Annotated in this window: 21 protein-coding genes and 1 pseudogene; 5 read left to right on the forward strand and 17 right to left on the reverse strand. The window is 36.7% G+C overall.

All coding sequences use genetic code 11. The features are described 5' to 3' along the window. Positions 1 to 15: 15 nt before the first annotated feature. Positions 16 to 540, reverse strand: a complete 525-nt coding sequence (locus tag B0169_RS11485; RefSeq protein ID WP_077286108.1) for a hypothetical protein — start codon at positions 538 to 540, stop codon at positions 16 to 18. Positions 541 to 709: 169 nt separating this feature from the next. Here B0169_RS11485 and B0169_RS11490 point away from each other — a divergent pair, with 169 nt between their 5' ends. Further along, positions 710 to 1,429 carry a hypothetical protein gene (locus B0169_RS11490; RefSeq protein WP_077286109.1) on the forward strand — a complete coding sequence of 240 codons (720 nt, stop codon included), beginning with the start codon at positions 710 to 712 and terminating at the stop codon, positions 1,427 to 1,429. 70 nt (positions 1,430 to 1,499) lie between these two features. Here B0169_RS11490 and B0169_RS11495 read toward each other — a convergent pair whose 3' ends face one another. From B0169_RS11495 to B0169_RS11505, 3 genes are all read right to left on the reverse strand, one after another. Further along, entirely contained in the window at positions 1,500 to 2,069 is a 570-nt protein-coding gene (locus B0169_RS11495) for a GNAT family N-acetyltransferase (RefSeq protein WP_158077082.1), read from the reverse strand. Positions 2,070 to 2,190: 121 nt separating this feature from the next. Beyond that, entirely contained in the window at positions 2,191 to 2,628 is a 438-nt protein-coding gene (locus tag B0169_RS11500) for a hypothetical protein (protein WP_077286111.1), read from the reverse strand. 71 nt (positions 2,629 to 2,699) lie between these two features. Beyond that, the gene (locus tag B0169_RS11505) at positions 2,700 to 2,996 is read right to left on the reverse strand and encodes a hypothetical protein (RefSeq protein WP_077286112.1); all 297 of its coding nucleotides are present in this window, start codon (positions 2,994 to 2,996) and stop codon (positions 2,700 to 2,702) included. A gap of 156 nt (positions 2,997 to 3,152) precedes the next feature. Here B0169_RS11505 and B0169_RS11510 point away from each other — a divergent pair, with 156 nt between their 5' ends. Beyond that, on the forward strand, positions 3,153 to 4,127 hold the full coding sequence (locus B0169_RS11510) for a GGDEF domain-containing protein (protein WP_077286113.1): 975 nt from the start codon (positions 3,153 to 3,155) through the stop codon (positions 4,125 to 4,127). A gap of 260 nt (positions 4,128 to 4,387) precedes the next feature. Here B0169_RS11510 and B0169_RS11515 read toward each other — a convergent pair whose 3' ends face one another. The 5 genes from B0169_RS11515 to B0169_RS11535 all read right to left on the reverse strand — a co-directional run bounded on the left by B0169_RS11515 (position 4,388) and on the right by B0169_RS11535 (position 7,629). Further along, entirely contained in the window at positions 4,388 to 4,651 is a 264-nt protein-coding gene (locus B0169_RS11515; RefSeq protein WP_077286114.1) for a hypothetical protein, read from the reverse strand. 330 nt (positions 4,652 to 4,981) lie between these two features. Next, positions 4,982 to 5,587: a DUF998 domain-containing protein gene (locus tag B0169_RS11520; RefSeq protein ID WP_077286115.1), complete on the reverse strand. Its 606-nt coding sequence runs from the start codon at positions 5,585 to 5,587 to the stop codon at positions 4,982 to 4,984. 398 nt (positions 5,588 to 5,985) lie between these two features. Further along, positions 5,986 to 6,291, reverse strand: a complete 306-nt coding sequence (locus B0169_RS11525; RefSeq protein WP_143323519.1) for a hypothetical protein — start codon at positions 6,289 to 6,291, stop codon at positions 5,986 to 5,988. A 372-nt stretch (positions 6,292 to 6,663) separates the two neighbouring features. Beyond that, positions 6,664 to 7,227, reverse strand: coding sequence for a hypothetical protein (locus B0169_RS11530; RefSeq protein WP_077286117.1), 564 nt, complete (start codon positions 7,225 to 7,227; stop codon positions 6,664 to 6,666). A gap of 96 nt (positions 7,228 to 7,323) precedes the next feature. Beyond that, positions 7,324 to 7,629, reverse strand: coding sequence for a hypothetical protein (locus tag B0169_RS11535; RefSeq protein ID WP_077286118.1), 306 nt, complete (start codon positions 7,627 to 7,629; stop codon positions 7,324 to 7,326). Positions 7,630 to 7,827: 198 nt separating this feature from the next. On the opposite strand from B0169_RS11535, the gene B0169_RS19240 reads away from it, so the two are divergent. Together B0169_RS19240 and B0169_RS11540 are read left to right on the forward strand one after the other, a co-directional pair. Beyond that, entirely contained in the window at positions 7,828 to 7,989 is a 162-nt protein-coding gene (locus B0169_RS19240; RefSeq protein ID WP_158077083.1) for a thioredoxin domain-containing protein, read from the forward strand. A gap of 176 nt (positions 7,990 to 8,165) precedes the next feature. Next, complete coding sequence (locus B0169_RS11540) at positions 8,166 to 9,746, forward strand: ankyrin repeat domain-containing protein (protein ID WP_077286119.1); 1,581 nt, start codon at positions 8,166 to 8,168, stop codon at positions 9,744 to 9,746. Positions 9,747 to 9,843: 97 nt separating this feature from the next. Here B0169_RS11540 and B0169_RS11545 read toward each other — a convergent pair whose 3' ends face one another. From B0169_RS11545 to B0169_RS11570, 6 genes are all read right to left on the reverse strand, one after another. Continuing rightward, positions 9,844 to 10,260, reverse strand: a complete 417-nt coding sequence (locus B0169_RS11545) for a hypothetical protein (protein WP_143323520.1) — start codon at positions 10,258 to 10,260, stop codon at positions 9,844 to 9,846. A 23-nt stretch (positions 10,261 to 10,283) separates the two neighbouring features. Further along, a complete protein-coding gene (locus B0169_RS11550; protein WP_077286121.1) occupies positions 10,284 to 10,655 on the reverse strand; it encodes a DUF3667 domain-containing protein in 372 nt (123 codons plus the stop codon). Between the two features lie 351 nt (positions 10,656 to 11,006). Then, the gene (locus B0169_RS11555; protein ID WP_077286122.1) at positions 11,007 to 12,023 is read right to left on the reverse strand and encodes a transposase; all 1,017 of its coding nucleotides are present in this window, start codon (positions 12,021 to 12,023) and stop codon (positions 11,007 to 11,009) included. Between the two features lie 105 nt (positions 12,024 to 12,128). Then, a complete protein-coding gene (locus B0169_RS11560) occupies positions 12,129 to 12,452 on the reverse strand; it encodes a hypothetical protein (protein WP_077286123.1) in 324 nt (107 codons plus the stop codon). Between the two features lie 124 nt (positions 12,453 to 12,576). After that, the gene (locus B0169_RS11565) at positions 12,577 to 13,263 is read right to left on the reverse strand and encodes a reverse transcriptase domain-containing protein (RefSeq protein ID WP_235838549.1); all 687 of its coding nucleotides are present in this window, start codon (positions 13,261 to 13,263) and stop codon (positions 12,577 to 12,579) included. Between the two features lie 221 nt (positions 13,264 to 13,484). Then, positions 13,485 to 13,847 carry a hypothetical protein gene (locus tag B0169_RS11570; protein ID WP_077286124.1) on the reverse strand — a complete coding sequence of 121 codons (363 nt, stop codon included), beginning with the start codon at positions 13,845 to 13,847 and terminating at the stop codon, positions 13,485 to 13,487. 298 nt (positions 13,848 to 14,145) lie between these two features. Between B0169_RS11570 and B0169_RS11575 the strand changes: the two are divergent. Then, positions 14,146 to 15,092 (forward strand): annotated as a pseudogene (locus tag B0169_RS11575) (IS110 family RNA-guided transposase). Positions 15,093 to 15,123: 31 nt separating this feature from the next. Here B0169_RS11575 and B0169_RS19755 read toward each other — a convergent pair. Both B0169_RS19755 and B0169_RS11585 read right to left on the reverse strand, forming a co-directional pair. Next, on the reverse strand, positions 15,124 to 15,447 hold the full coding sequence (locus B0169_RS19755) for a GFA family protein (RefSeq protein WP_459562014.1): 324 nt from the start codon (positions 15,445 to 15,447) through the stop codon (positions 15,124 to 15,126). 151 nt (positions 15,448 to 15,598) lie between these two features. Continuing rightward, positions 15,599 to 15,982: a hypothetical protein gene (locus tag B0169_RS11585; RefSeq protein ID WP_085328667.1), complete on the reverse strand. Its 384-nt coding sequence runs from the start codon at positions 15,980 to 15,982 to the stop codon at positions 15,599 to 15,601. Positions 15,983 to 16,291: the final 309 nt, after the last annotated feature.

Consider the following 16,291-nt stretch of genomic DNA (forward strand, 5'->3'; position numbering starts at 1 on the left):
ACTTGATATATATTGCTAATCTTCAAGTAGCCAATCTTGATAACATTGGATAAAAAATTGCCAAAATTGCTCAGCTCCTGAGATATCACACAACTCTTGCTGTAACTTTGCCAGTATATCGGCGTCAACTATACTGCTTTGATCTGGAATAAATTGCGCCTGCATTTGTGCGCCACAATTTGATAGCACTTGCATACATGTAATGTATTGCTCAATGCTCTGTGCTACTAAGGTTTGCTCCCAACCTTCATCGCCTAAAAAACCTGTGTAAACCGGAAGTTCATCATGGGCAGTATCAACAAAGTACGGATCACCCAGCTCAGTATCACGAGCGAAAACTTGCCATGAAGCTTGCCAGCTGCCTTTACTTTCTGCTGTTGATTCATTTACTACCAATTGCTCTGATGCATTAGTACCAAAACCTAATTGTGCTGCTGTTAATTCATCTAATGATGTGATGTGTTTAAAGCCCTGAGGACCAAAAAACACCTCTGGATTACTTAAAGTATTTAACATGCTGATGAGTTTTTGTGCTGTCATAGCTACCTGATTAATATATAAAAGAAAATATTCATAACCTTACTTACCAGTAAGTAAAGTGACTCGATAAAACAAGATTATCTCACAGGCAGTGACATTATAAAAAACAGTAATTTGGTTTGAATCTTGCTTCAAGACGGTATCTACGTCAATTTTTTGAAATAATCATATGCTTAACAACATAAATTCTTACAGTTCACTGATAAATACGCCATCAACAAACACCAGTACTTCCGAAATAGATAGCATCATAGCGCAACATAAAGAAAGTACAGCGGAGCAAGCAGCATCGGCAACGACAAATCAAAATAGCCTATATTTGTCGAGCAGAGCTCAAAAAATAAATGCCTTGAGTAAGGAATTTTTTAGTGGTGACAGTTTAAAATTTGATGATGTAGAGTCACTAAAAGAGCGTGTTTATCAGCTAGGACTAATTTCGAAAGACGAATATGCCAAACTGACAAATACCTCATCAGATATAGATACGAACACACTCAACACTGATAACTCAACGCTAGGGTTGACCGAGTATATGGGCGATTTAATCACCCGTTTACAAGCAGATGAGAATAACGATGCGTCTGATCCTGAGTCCGAAAAACAAAGAAGTGAAACATTATCGATATTAATAAAAGCGTTAGAGTCCGCAAAATCGATAATATCAGATGTAGAAGAAGCTAAGCGCGAAACCGACTTTAAAGAAAGTCTACAAGCAACTTTATCAACACTTAAAGATACTGTTGAAGATCCCGCTTTTGAGAAAATCCCCTTAGACGATAAAGTTGCTTTAAGTAAGGTTTATCAAACATTAGAGATAGTTGACCAACTATCTCCTCAACGGCTTAACAATGCTAAGTTGAATAAATACATCGATTTATCATTTAGTTAATTAGCCGTCAAAATGTTGTTGTATAGCAATATAAACAATTTGTAGCCAACATGATAATTTTCTTTTTAAACTAGCACTTAGCCGCTGATGCTAACATTAATGCTGTAGCCGATGGCCAGCAATAAACATATTCAGGGCTTTGATTACCACACGGTGTATGCCAATAGCCTTGAGCCGATTCTTTTGCCCCTAATGCCGAATAAAACCCTATGGCATGAGTATTAACTGCTAATACTTCTAAATATAAAGCACTTTCCGAAAAGTGCTTATGTGCCCAATTAGCCGCACTATTTAATAATAAAGCACCGAAACCACAACCTTGATAACACGCTTGTACATGTAAATTATCAATTAGAGTGCCATATGTTTCATCTTTATCACCAAAAAGGCAGATAAAGCCAATAATCCCAGTGCTATTTTCAAGCACTAATACACATTGCTCTGCACAAGGCGCTTTCAGTCGCTTTGTCCATAGCGATATTCTATCCGCCAAAACCTGTTGCTTTAAATAATCCGCCGACAAAACCGCACTGTAGTTTTCTTGCCAACTTTTTGCGTGTAAATTCGCGATGTCATTAACATCAGCAAAGTTAGCGGCCCTGAGGTTAACACGACTATCTTTCGTCACCTTCCCATCCATGTTACATCCTATCGTTTTCATTCTATCGCTGTCATTCTATCACTTTCTTCATAGGTTTTTAGCTCACGAAGCGTGACATATTCCTCTAACATACATAGTTCATCACTGTGATGAACCTTGTTCAATCTATTATGATTTCATGCAATTGTCGCTGGTGTTTTTTGACTTGCTCTTGCTCTACTTTAGATAAATCGCCATATAAACGAGGATATGGCCAACCATAGCCCCAACGAAACTGAGTAGGTAAATAAGCGCTGCCTCCAACCCTAACCCCAGCCAACATTAACGCTGCTACCTCGGGCTGACCCACTTTTTCAACACATAATTTTAATGCCTGATCAGAGGCTAACTTGTCTTGAAAGCTACCCCCCTGCCAATAATCATAGTCATGCTTAATACAGCAATTGAGCCATAAATTTTTCTGTTTAAAGGTGCCATCAGGGAAGACGCTACAACCATCGCTAGTAAAAGGTTTTAATGAAACCGTGCTAGGTGAGTTGATGTAATATATAGACACTAACGTAGTAATTGCCGCCAGTAGAGCAAATTTTTTTCTCATAGCTGTGCCTGTAATGCTGCCATTAACTAAAAATATATTCTATCGCTCTGGCAATTAAATGAGCTCTGCAGCTATTTGCGCAAACGATATTTTAGCCCGAGTTTATAATACACAGCATTACAGGATTGGTTATCATCCATTTTACCATCTCTGTCACAGCCTGAACCGGTCAGGGTTTTGACAATACCTGCACCATGCTTTTCAATATCACTTTCCTCGGCGATTACTCGCACAGTTACTTGCGGTGAATATTTAATAAATTCACCAACATCTTTATATAAGAAGAACTCTTCTTTTGTAACCAAGTCAGTAAAGTCATTTTTAGCATGAGCAATATTTAATTGTAAAAATGTGCAAAGAAATGCCATCAGCCCTACACATATCTTGTTTACTTTCATTGATTGAAGACCAAATTAAGGTAATGGCTCATAACGCATGGATACAACGATGCCATGAATATTCACTTGTTAATATGGTAACTTGACTGGCATAATAATTCACTTTATTTGGCGCCGAGTAGCATTATGATCAATCAATTACAGGAAAAGTATCAGCTTTCGCTATTATTATTGCTAGGCTCTGTTGCTGTAATGGGGGTGTTTCCATTTGTCGTTATACGCTTTCTTGATGGCAACTATATAGCTGCGTTCATTGATCTGACGTTAATATTAGGGATCACATCCTTAGTTAGTTATGCGCATCGTTCTAAAAAAATTCGAATGGTCAGCGCCATAATTGCGATTTTCATTAATGCCGGTGCCATCGTTATTGCTGTAGCTAACGGTATAGAAAGTTTTTTATGGATTTATCCCGTACTGGCTAGCACTTTTGTGTTGGTAAAACCCATAGAGGCGCTTTGTATCAATGCCATAGCGGTGCTATCGTTCGTTGCTATATCTGATATTTTTGGCACCATTTCTTTAAGTTCTTACCTTGTCACAACCTTAATGTTGTCAATGTGTGTTTTTGTTTATGCAAGTCACGGGGCAAAGCAGTTCCGTTTATTAGAAAAACTCAATACTGTTGATGCATTAACGGGCGCATTCAATCGGCGCGCATTAAGTTCAGATATTGCAGCTGCTTTAGCTAGCGCCGAACGTAACAATAGTAAACAACTATTGACGATTATCGATTTTGATTATTTTAAAGCAGTTAACGATAAATACGGTCATGCGGTCGGAGACAAAATTTTAAAAGACTTTGTTAAAATTACCACCGCACACATACGTAAATATGATCGACTGTATCGATTTGGTGGTGAAGAGTTCATACTGCTACTCTGCCAAGTTAACGAGCAACAGCATAATTTTATTGACCAACTTAGAGTGGCAATTAAACAAGCATTGAAAACACCCGACGGTGAATCGGTAACCGTATCATTTGGAGTTGCGCCTTGGCTTCCGGGCACAACGGCAGATACTTGGTTGCAACGTGCAGATGTAGCATTGTATCGTGCTAAAGAAAGTGGTCGTGACTGCGTTGTTTTCAGTGATGACTAGTTTAGTTTTCAGTGCTGACTAGGTTAGTTCTCATAGAGTAAGCTACTATTTCAATAAGCTCTGGGGAGTGAAACTGCTGATAACTTTTATCGCGCTAAATTACACTTGCCCTTAAAACGGTGCTGATTATTATAGCTACTTTACGTTTTACAGTTTTTTATTCTAGATGCTAAAACGGCTATGACAATTCTCCCTACTGGCTTTTGAAACAACCAAACAATAACGCCACTATGATAGCGACTAGATACTACAGAGATTTTTCAATCTTCATTTGGTGGTTCGCTGCTTTCATCCTCATTTTTGATTTGCTCTTGTTTGATTCTTTCCAATTTCTTTATTTCTTGGGGTGGAATAGGAAAGATTGAAATTAAAGGTAAGAAAGCTAAAAATACAAAAGCTCCTTTAGGCATTCTCTTACTCCAAACCACCATCCTATACATAGCCCAAACTATCACCAAGGCCAAAATAACTATCAAAAATACATAGCCAATTTCTGAACTAAACATTATTTTCAAATAATCCATTTCATTCTCTAAAGTTTGTTAACCTTTCTCGGTTAGGTTATGTATTAGGTGCTCTTGAAAAAAAGCTGCATTATGTAGATGAGAGAAAAATAAAGCGTTTTGATTTACCGAATAAGCATACAATAAAGAACCTACCTTGAATAAATCCTCAACCACTCATTGTAAAAAAACTTAAAATTGAAATTTCACCTGACAAGTTAATAAATAGATGGGGAAGTTTTCGGTCATATTCAAGCTATGCTATTCCAAATAATAACCTCTTAAATTACCATAGCTCAAAAGAAGTTAAGGTAACTTAAACAACTAGCTCAGCGATTTGGGAAATCCAGCCTAAGCTAATACCAATGAGAAAACACTTAACCAAAGTAATTGAAAACCATATGAAATACGCTGATGGGTGCCTGGGTTACTTTGAGACTTAACTGCTCTAGCCATTGCAAATAGGTAATAAACAGCTGCGATAACAGCCACAACGGAAAACACGCGAAAGTATAGTGGAATAACTTCAGTTGTTGGGCTTATCGCGATTAAAATGGGTGCAATAACCAGAGAAAGTAGCATAATAAAACCAGCCCAAGAATGCACCTTACAATTAAACGTTGGCTGTTGAGTAAATGGGTCTTCATCCATTGGAAAATAACCGGCTATCCAAGTACCTACGCCATGAAAAACAATGAACCAACCTGCTAGATGGACTAACATCGAGACATTTGAAAGCTGTGTCACATATCCGCCAAAAAGGCAAAACAGTATACCTAGTGGATAATTATTTATTACAGGAGAAAGCTTTTGAGTAGGACTGCCCGTTGCACCTAGCTCACTACAGAATTGTTTCGCATGATTGTAGCCAGGATAAAATTTGCTGACAAAATATACGCCAACGATCAGCCAAATAGTTGCAATTAGCCCTGAATAGAGCACGATACTTTTAAACACGACTGACTCCTGTTTTACTACTTATTAAACGATAAATTAATCAACCAAATAATATCAACAACAAAGCCAAGCTAGCTTTAACTCTGTTAATTTGAAAGGAATGACTTTAAACAAGGCTACACTTATCCCTGACATATAACCTACTATCCATCACACTTTTGACTAGGCTTTGCGATATTCTCTATGCAAATCTAAGCGTTCGAACATCAACAAAACTGTTCTTTCTATTTTTGTCAAACTTGCCACAAGTATTCTCTTTCTCGCTTAAGATAACAAATAATAAAACCTATAACCAATTATAAAACAGACTGTTAACTTAGATTTCAAGCTAAAAATTAGCGTTAAATCTTGCCGTAATCAGTTATCGCTAAGCAAACAACGTCATAACGAATATTGATTCAATTATTCAGCTTCACATATCTAAGCCATAAATAAAAACCGCCAACCAGCGTACCTAGAGGGATATTTAGCAGTGATAAAACAGCTATAGGTAATGCGATTTTATGGCGATATTTATTACCTTTAAATATAAGTACGCCACATAAAAACGTTAATAAACCAAGCACAAAAGCCGCGATAAAAAACATAAAATCCAACGAACCAATTTCTATACTGATAATTGAGTACACAAATGCAGAAAATACCAGTATTAAAGCACCATAAATTGAAAATGCCCAACCACATATTTTATATTTATCTTCCATAATAACGTTCATCTATAATATCGTTCATACAAAATCCGAGCTAAATACCAAAAAAATAAGTTCAACAGCAGCTACAAAATATGCAGTAGTGTGTAAAATGTTATAGTAAATCAACAGTCCAAATAATACGAATTAATGATGGTAATTAATGACTTAGTTAAACGAGTATCAGGGGTTCGGTGAATATAACCAGCATAAATTAAAAAAACACATGGCTTAGAACCGGTATGTTTTTCACACACAAGCATAAAGTTAATGGTGAATACACTTGCTTAATGCGGATGAATTAGCATTTTAAAAACAAAGAGTTGTTCTCAATAGCATCGTTAGTAAGTATTTTGCCATAAACAGTTACTAAAGCAGTCATTAAAGTCATTTAATTTTTCTTTGCTCATGGTTTGAAGCAAAATTAAGAAATGCTTTCCTAGGAGGGGTAAGTTGTGCAATGGTATAAGACAAAGGCACTTCTTCCATGACAACATAAGACGCTTGATAATGATAGTTGTGTTTATAACCAACAATATCGTTCGCTATAACTATTGGGCCTTCGAATTCACAACCGGCTATTCTATCAATAAGCATTGCTAACTCTTCTTTGTCTTCACCAATACACTTTAACGACTGTTCTGCCCATTTAATTTCCCAATGGAGTTTATTTTCTACAAACTTAGTAACTTGGCTTAACATTAAGTTTTCAAATACTAAAACGCTAATAACCTCACCATAATATGAGAGGCCTTTTAGGTCATCTGCACTTAATAAGGGATTATTAATATCTGTAAATACATAAACCTGCCACTCGTCATTAGGTACTATACGCGTTATTTCTGATCTAGGTGATTGTTCTAAAGCTTCAGTTGCTTCAATGGAAAAGTACTGATTAACATCTATTTCTGAAGCACCCTTAACGGCTACCCAAGCTAAGTTAACACCCATAACAAAATACACTCCATAAAGAATTATAATTTGAGCTTAGTACAGCCATTCTAAATTGAATAATGTAGAATGGGGCTACAACTAACTCACGCGATGCTAGTTCCTGCTAATTCCTTTTTCAAGGGATTTATTAAGCGCCTTTTGTTGTTTCTTCTGTTCACTTTTACATCTATTTTTTTCATATTCATATGGGTGATTACAATTCTTGTCAGCACCTAAGCCGATTATTAAGCTTTTTTCTCTTTCCTTGCATTTCATCTCTTGAGCTGGCTCCATATTTATACAGGAAGATTCTTTATTACTAACAGCAGAATTTCCATAATCTTCTTTGCTATAAGTGCTGCAGCCATTTGCTAAAATAAGAACCATTGTTGAGAATATTAATTTAAATTTTAAATTCATGTACGAGCCTATTTTGTATATACCAACGCTTACATAAGCGTAAAATTATCGTTGGCTATTATGTTTGAAAAACTAAGGGAAGTCCAAACAGCCAATTTGGGATGGGTGTCTTTCAAGTTTTTTGTTCTTAATGGTGCCGATGGCGAAAAGCTTGATAAGTTAATGAAAAACTTTGGCGAAAACAGTAAAGAAAATTAAATGAAGAAGAAGCAACAGTATTATGCAAAAAGTGGCGGCTCAACGGGCGTACCAGCAGTTATTGTTAATGGTCGTTATAAAATTGAAACTAAAGGCTTAGATAAGAATAACTTCGAGCAAGATTATAATAATTTAGTGAAGTACTTTTTAGCACTCGATTAAGCGTTAAATCATCTTCAAAAAAGGATCTAATTAGCTCCTTTTTTATTGGCCACATATTATGTAGCATAAATTATTCAATATTAAGTGGATGTTGTTTATTTTAAAGAAGTTTTCATTGATTAATTCTCTTTGAATCGCTATAAATATCATCAACCTATTATTCTTTACTGGTACCTATGAAATTTATTTTATTCGTTATAATTCTATTTCTTTCTACGCAAACTTTAGCCAAAGAATGTTTAATACCTGCCACTAGTGAAAAGCCAACCTGGATTGATAATCCGCTGCCTGAAAGTACAACACACTTTTTTGCTTATGGGGTTGCTGACGTTAATGGTTTAACTTTTTCTAAAGCAAGAAAATCTTCACGCAATGAAGCTAGAAATGAATTAGCAGAAAGTTTATCGGTGAGAGTTACATCTGAAGTGTTTGAGAAATCGTATAAAACCATTAAAGGTGATGTCGCGAGTGTCTCTACCGATGTTAAGAAGATGATAAGTGCCCGCTCTGATATGTTTCTTGGTAAGTCATTCATTGACGGTTATTGGCTTGATACTAAGTATTGCTTATTGTGGTCAAAAGTGAGCTTAAAGAAAAGTGACTTTGAGCAATCGAAAGAGGTTATTGAGGGCTCGGCACTTGAAATGATAAAAGACCAATTAAGCAGTATTGAAGATAAAGTTATCATAATTGCAAAAAATACAAAAAAAACACCTGTCGACCAACTACAAAGTGAGTTTGGCTTAAATGGTTTATCGCCAGATAGCTTTTTTCAAGCAATGACAAATTTAAAAGAGCAGCATTTAGAGAGAGCATTAACGCTATTCAACGAAGCAGGTTTTAATTTAGACCAGCAAGTGGATGCATGGAATATATGTCAAAGATGGCTACCTGAATACTCTGGTGATGTAAAAATACGGTTTATGGTAACCCCTGCCAGTATTAACCTTATTAGTTGTGCTGTTATTGCTGGTTTTAATCTAGATAAATTGAAAGTGCTTTTTTCAGTTTTTGATTACCCTCTTAATTCGGTAGGTGGACTGAGTCAAAATTATATACTTAAGCAGCTTGGTGATAACAATTTACAGGACATGGCTAAATTACTTGGACATGTTGTTGAAAGTGCAAACCCGAGCGATTTATTTGGTTATGATTATGATTATTCTTTAATAAGCTTTAGCCAATTAAAAAACAAAGCCTTAGATCATAAAAGAGGACGTTATACATTATTGCATTACGCTGCCGTATTTGATCGTGTTGATGTTGCTGATTTTTTGATAAAAAATGGCGCGAAATTAAATACAACATCATATTCAGGTTATACCCCCCTAGCGTTATCGATCGAACTTGGTTCGAATGACTTCATTTATTTCATTACTACGAATGATGAATATATAAAAATGAGCAAAAATGAAGATCAGAGTATAAGCTTTGAAATAGCATTAATTAAGGCATTTAAATATTCATCGAGTAAATTTTATTCAGATATAGGGGAGAGTACAAAAACTCTAGGTGACAATAATCTACTTAAATTAGCACATTCACTTACCCCTTCAAGTACTAAAAATAAAGCATTTAGAATTGAAAATGCTAAGTTTGCTTACCTCAGAGGAATTGAGTATGTAAAAGCAGGTCATTTAGCCGAGTTTAATAGAACATCAGAATTAATGAAGCAATACGGAAGAAAGGCGAAAGAATTTAAGCCTTTGGAAACACCTAAGTTAAATGAATACCTTGCTGAATTAGATAAATTTTAATTAACAACAACTAACTTTAATTACACGAATATAACCGCTACTTTAAACGAAAGTTTAGAGTAGCTATTTCAAATAATTGCGTGTCTATACCATTTAATTAATGCTTAAGTGTGCCTGATTCGATTAACTCTAACTCAGCTTCTTTTAACTGTTTATTGTCATGTTCACTTACATAACCAGAAACAATGGCTGCGATAAAAGCAAAGATTATAGTGGAAATTATAAAACCCAAACCTGCAGCAATACTTGATTTTATATAATTGTGCAGCTTCGTTGGAGAGTATATACGGGCGATAACAATACTAGGATAGAGTATCGACGCCACCAATATCAATAATTGACCATAAATATTGCTATACTGACCAATAGCTAACAATGCAATAGATAGAAAATACAAATGTCCACTTAACAACAAACTAACAACATATAGCTCAGAAACATTGTACTTTTCTTTCCAAAAGGCAAGCCTTACAATCAGCGCCATAATAAATGCAGTGATAAAAAAGAAATACACTAGGCCACTTTGTAGTATGCCTTTTACATGGTAAAACCTTGTAGAGATTCATCATCAGCATTATAGCCTTCAAAGCTCACATCTATCATATTTACATTCAGAAATGCTGCGAAAACCATAGTAAAAGTTACTAGCCAAAATGCATACCTTGCCGGATTAAAATAGTTAATTCTTCGGCCCTCGATATATTCTTTGCATAACTCAGCAGGTCGAATAGTTAAACCCAAGATCGTTTTTAACAAGGGTGATTTAAACTCTATAGTTCCACGTTGAATAAGCAGTAATAAATTTTTAAAAGTTATCCGCTGAGATTTTTGTTGTCCACAATGACCACAATATGCAGTATCCAGTGTTTTACCACAATTTAAACATTGTGTTTGATTTTCAAATTCCATTCTTCTACGTCTTAAAATTTTTTCATTACCATAATACCAATAGCCCAAAGTGTCAAAAAATCATTAATAATTAACACTTTATTATAAAAAAACTGTTATAAAGTTATAGTGCGATTAAAAAAAACTCTTTAATAATTATTCTATAAAAAATGTAAAAATAGGTTTTACAACAGGCAAAAAAAAACTTATTTAGGTCAAAAATGCTTTCAGCCTCGTTTTTTCCCATATTTAGGACTTTCATTCAAAAATAGCCTCTAGTCCCCTGTTTTGAGACAAATTTGTATCAGCGTAATGCGAAAAGTACACTGTTGGGAATGGAATAATGTGTTGAGTTTGCTAGGCTGAGTTTTTTTACGCAAACAGCTTATTGCAGTGGCTTATATTCTGTCGTCGTTTGAAGTGTTGATGTTCACAAAAGTCAGTTAACGCCGCTTCTCGGCCCACTGCACCATGAAATTGTGTTCTAAATTCGGTGGTAATAATCAACCAGTGCGCTGCTGATATATTTAAGCGTTTTAGTATCTCTGGTTGGCTTTGCTCGATATAGCCATGTTTATCTTCACGGATACTACGCCCAGTGATATCAATGAGTTGTAAATAGTCTGTTAGGTCAAACGGCAGGCCTTGGGGTATCCCTTCTCTCGGGTTGCCAACAAAAGGCATCAGTGTGTTTGGCTGGTTGCTGATGTTGTCGGTTTGACTGGCTTTGTGATGGGTTTTCTCACTGGTTTTTACTTGCTCACAGCGCAGTTTAACGCTGGTGTGGTTTGATGACTCAGGTGTATCAGCTATATTGGCGCGAACAGGGTTTAAATCAACATAAGCCATACAAGCCACTAGCGCTGTTTCATCCAACAGTGCTTGGGATTTAAATCGTCCTTCCCAAAACCGGCCTTTGCAATCATCTTCTTGATTCGCCTGACGTGCTATTTTTTCATTGATTTCACGCATAAACCAACTGACGTCGATAAGGCGTTGGCGATATATTTCAGCCGTTGCGTTAACCATATCCACTAGTGGCTCTGCGAGCGTATCGCCATTCAGGTATTGTTGCGTTAATAGTGTGCCTTTGTGTAAACGATGCCAGCGCTCAAGTACCTCGTTCATGCTCCATTGGTTGGCTTTGTCTTCATCGACAAATAACACCACATGATAATGATTGCTCATCACCGCATAAGCACACATTTCCACAGCAAAAACAGTGGTGAGGAAGTGCAGTTTTTCTTCTATCCAACCGCGTCGATGTTCAAAGCTTTGGCCTGAGTGCTTATCTTCACCGCATAAAAATTCTCGCCTGACACAGCGTGTCATACAGTGATAGTAAGGGGTATCCGCTAAACTAATTTGTTGCTTTCTGGGGGTAGTCATCATGCACCTGACATAAATAAGAAAGGGTCATTTGAGCTTAGTACACTGACTAGGTTAGTTCAATTTAGGATGGGTGTCCTTCATATTTTGCAAACTGCTCCTTAACTAATTGAAAAATGGCGTGAACAAGGACGCCGCATAGAATATTAAAACAAAACTATAAGCCAAAATAAAGCCTATGAAACATTCTTTTAAATCCGCCACTTCATGACCACGTTTCGCTTTTTTGAAACCTAAATAACTTGGAACTGGATATGTAAGCATAACGAATACAATAATCCAGTTCGCTATAACTTTATCGGAATCAGGTGCGTCAAAAATAAATACTGACATGAATAATGCAACAGGCCACGCTATTATCGCAATTGCAGGTATAAACGCTAAAGCCAATAATGGAATTGATAATGGATGACTGTGAGTTGGTTGCATGATTCCCTTTGCATAATCGTGGTAGAGCGACCTATTACTAGGCCGACCCCACACAGATCCGGACGTGCGGAATTACCGCATCCGGCTCTTCAGTTATATATTCACTCGTGTAAAACACACGACCCTAGTACCAATCAACAAGGATATTTCGCTTGCTGACTTTGATACACTCAATGTTAAAATACTCTATCATCTTCTTGAAATTACGCCAATTATAACTTTTCCTACCACTGCGTCTGTTTAACCATTTGTACAAGTTATGTAATACATAATCATATAAACTCGCTAAACTTCGACTGTTGTCAGGTAGCCCAAAGTAATTTCTAAACCCTATCAGTTTACGTTTTAATTGTGGCAGCCAATCCCTCAACTTAAATGAGCGTTTCGCTTTGATCCATTGGTAATATTCACTTAGCGTTGCCTTTTGCTTCTTCGCGCCAGTGCGCCGCCGCAGTCTTGGTTTACCCGTGGAATCTGTGCCCCAGTAAAACTCAAACCCTAGAAAGACAAAATGACGTTTTCGACCAACGTGAAATCGGCTGAAGCGCATTAACGATGTTTTATCTTCTGCAACGTCTAAGTTGAACTTCTTTAATCGCTTCGGTAGTACCTTATAAAAGCGCTCTGCGTCATTCGCATATTGAAACGCGCAAACAAAATCATCTGCATAACGTATCATCATTGCTCTGCCGCGCATCTTAGGCTTTACTTTCTTTTCAAACCACAGGTCTAACGCATAATGTAGATAAATATTAGCCAGCACAGGACTGATAATACCGCCCTGTGGGCTGCCACTTGATGTAGTGGTCAACTAATTCCGGACATTAAATTAAGGTTTTCTTCTGCTTTAGCAGGAGAGAATCCGTTGTTATAACTATGTGGCCTACGCCAGTTATAGTAGTTCATTAAATAAGAATTTAGGATGGGTGTCCTTTATATTTTTTCCTTTATATTTTCTTTCTCCCTTGTTGAAATATGCGATGGAAAGCAAGCTTTAGGACTTGTGGTCCACCTCAGGGCGTGTTGTTAGAGCTACTTTACCCATAAAGGTGAATTTTCTTGGTACCAATGATCAACCTTGGCAATTGTATTACTGTCATCAAAGAAGTATGTGATACCACCAACCTTTATTGCATTAGGGTATTTTATACCGTCCCATGAGCTCCAATTTGTATATTCTTTGATAGTTTCACTACCTAGCTTTTCGTTAGCGATTTCAAGAAATGACTCCCTTGTTAATTGAGGATCAATAAATTGAGATAAAACTACGGTATCTTTTTTTAGTCTAGGATGAGCTTCAATGGTGTAACTATTAGAAATAAACCAATACGCTAAAGAAAAAAATATAAGAACATTTGCAAGAAAAAGTACTTGTGATGATTTTTTGATAGCCATGACCCTCCTTGTAGCTCTAACGCCTTTATAAACGGCGCGCGTCTCTTTGCGCGTCCAGTGTAGGCCACGTGTTTTTGTGGCCGGAATTAGTTGACCACTACATTTAACACTTTTCGGGTAATGTGAGACCCAGGCTTAAGCAGCAACTTAAGCTTTCCTTATCGTAGTTCGATTGATTGAAGGCTCCTCTATTGAGAGACCGATAACAAGAAAGAACGCGACAAAGGACTCCAAGCACCACACTCGAATAGTCTACTGGGTCTCGAACCCGCATTATGCAAGTAAGAGTTAGCTTATTATGAATACTAAAACAAATCAAAACATTAACGTCGGGGTTGATACCGGTAAATTTCAACTCGATATTTACATTCGCCCTCTTGATATTTATTTCACCGTAACGAATGATGAAAAAGGGATCAAAGAAGCGATTAAAACCATTAAAAAATACAAACCTGAACGTATCGTTATAGAAGACTTGAAATGCCTTTCATCTTAGCCTGTGCTAACGCCAACCTACCTTTTACGATTGCTAATCCAGTACACGTAAAACGGTTCGCAGGTGCTATTGGGCAACGGGCAAAAACAGACAAGCTTGATGCGCAATTAATCGCACATTACAGCGAAGCTATAAAACCACCGTTATCGAAGCTAAAACCAGAAACTATGCAAGCTATGAGTGATTTAGTCACCCGAAGAAATCAGCTACTTGTTATGCAAACAATGGAAAAAAATCGCTTACAAATAATGCCTAAAGCACTCGCAATGACGATTAAACCTGTACTTACATTATTCAAAAATCAAATCATAAAAATAGAAGATAAAATCGTTAAGCTCATCGAAAGTTGTCCAGAGTATCAAGCTAAAAACATGATACTCCAAAGCATGACAGGCATAGGGAAAATTGCAGCCGCTTCTATCATCAGTAATTTACCAGAGTTGGGTTATATCAATGCAAAACAAGCCAGTGCATTAATCGGTGTTGCACCGATTAATAGAGAAAGTGGCCGATATAAAGGTAAACGAAAAATTCAAGGAGGAAGGCCACAGGTGAGGACCGTTTTATACATGGCCATGATGTCAGCCATGCAAAGTAACCCTGTTTTCAAGGCAACATATCAGCGGCTTGTCGCCGCTGGAAAACCTAAAAAAGTGGCGATAATAGCCTGTGTTAGAAAGATGATTGTGATATTGAATTCGATGCTTAGAGACGGTGTAATGTGGGAAGCGCCAATGGTTAAAAATTAACTATTGACACCATAGTCTCTTGTTAAGTGCTTTATTGCTCGACATATTTAAATGTATTCGCACCATCAAAATACCTGATATTTACTGCTTTAAGAATATCTGAGTTTACCATTCTGGTATTTATTGCAACTCTATTTGTACCATCATCTCGTTTTTGAGTGTAATGAGTGGTGCAACCACAAAGCGAGCACGAGTGATACGAACGTAGTTTATTACCCCATAGATATACAGCATTATTAGATTCTTGTTTTATTACTACTTGATTCGCTGTGTAATATGCCCACAAAGCTGCAATACGATAACACATGGAGCAATTACAACTTGTTACTGATTCCGGTAGTTTATTTGTGGTTATTGCTATATTTCCACAATGGCAAGTTGCTTCGATCATGTCGCCTCCTTGGACACTTAACGCCTAAATAACAGGCTAAAAATTGTTGGCCAAAATCAGCGAGGCACGAGCAATGGCCAGCTGTTTTTAGTCCTTGTTTATTTTCTTGTTATGTTTACTTTTGCAAACAAAAACCGTCTTTCTTTAATTGTTTTAATAACGTTTTAGCTTTCGTGGACTGACTCAATAACCGCTCTTCAAATAATGAACCTCTCATTTCACCACCTACAATTACAGTATTAAGCGAACTGGCGGCGAGCTTTAAATGTTTACAGTTGTATGTAATTAATTCTTCGGTATTTTTTTGTTGTGCCAGTAATATATTCTTACTTAACAAGTCGATTAACATTTCATCTTGCACTTGTCCCAAATGGGATTCTTTAATCAAGCTTGATTCGTATTTATTAAGAGTATGAATATATAAATAACCGGAAGTTACAGAAGCTGTAATTATCCCAACTAAGACTGTAATAACATATATAAGTGCGACTTTCTTCATACATCCTCTGTAAACAATCGTGGTAGAGCGACCTATTACTAGGCCGACCCCACACAGATCCGGACGTGCGGAATTACCGCATCCGGCTCTTCAGTTAACTATTCACTCGTGTAAAACACACGACCCTAGTACCAATCAACAAGGATATTTCGCTTGCTAACTTTGATACACTCAATGTTAAAATACTCTATCATCTTCTTGAAATTACGCCAATCAGCACTAAGGACACCCAACTCAATATTAACTAGCCCGTCGTGCTCAATAAAGCTTTTTAATATTAACAATGAGCACTCATCTTAATGAAAGTGA

The sequence above is a fragment of the Cognaticolwellia aestuarii genome (genome assembly GCF_002000025.1).
GTDB lineage: Bacteria > Pseudomonadota > Gammaproteobacteria > Enterobacterales > Alteromonadaceae > Cognaticolwellia > Cognaticolwellia aestuarii.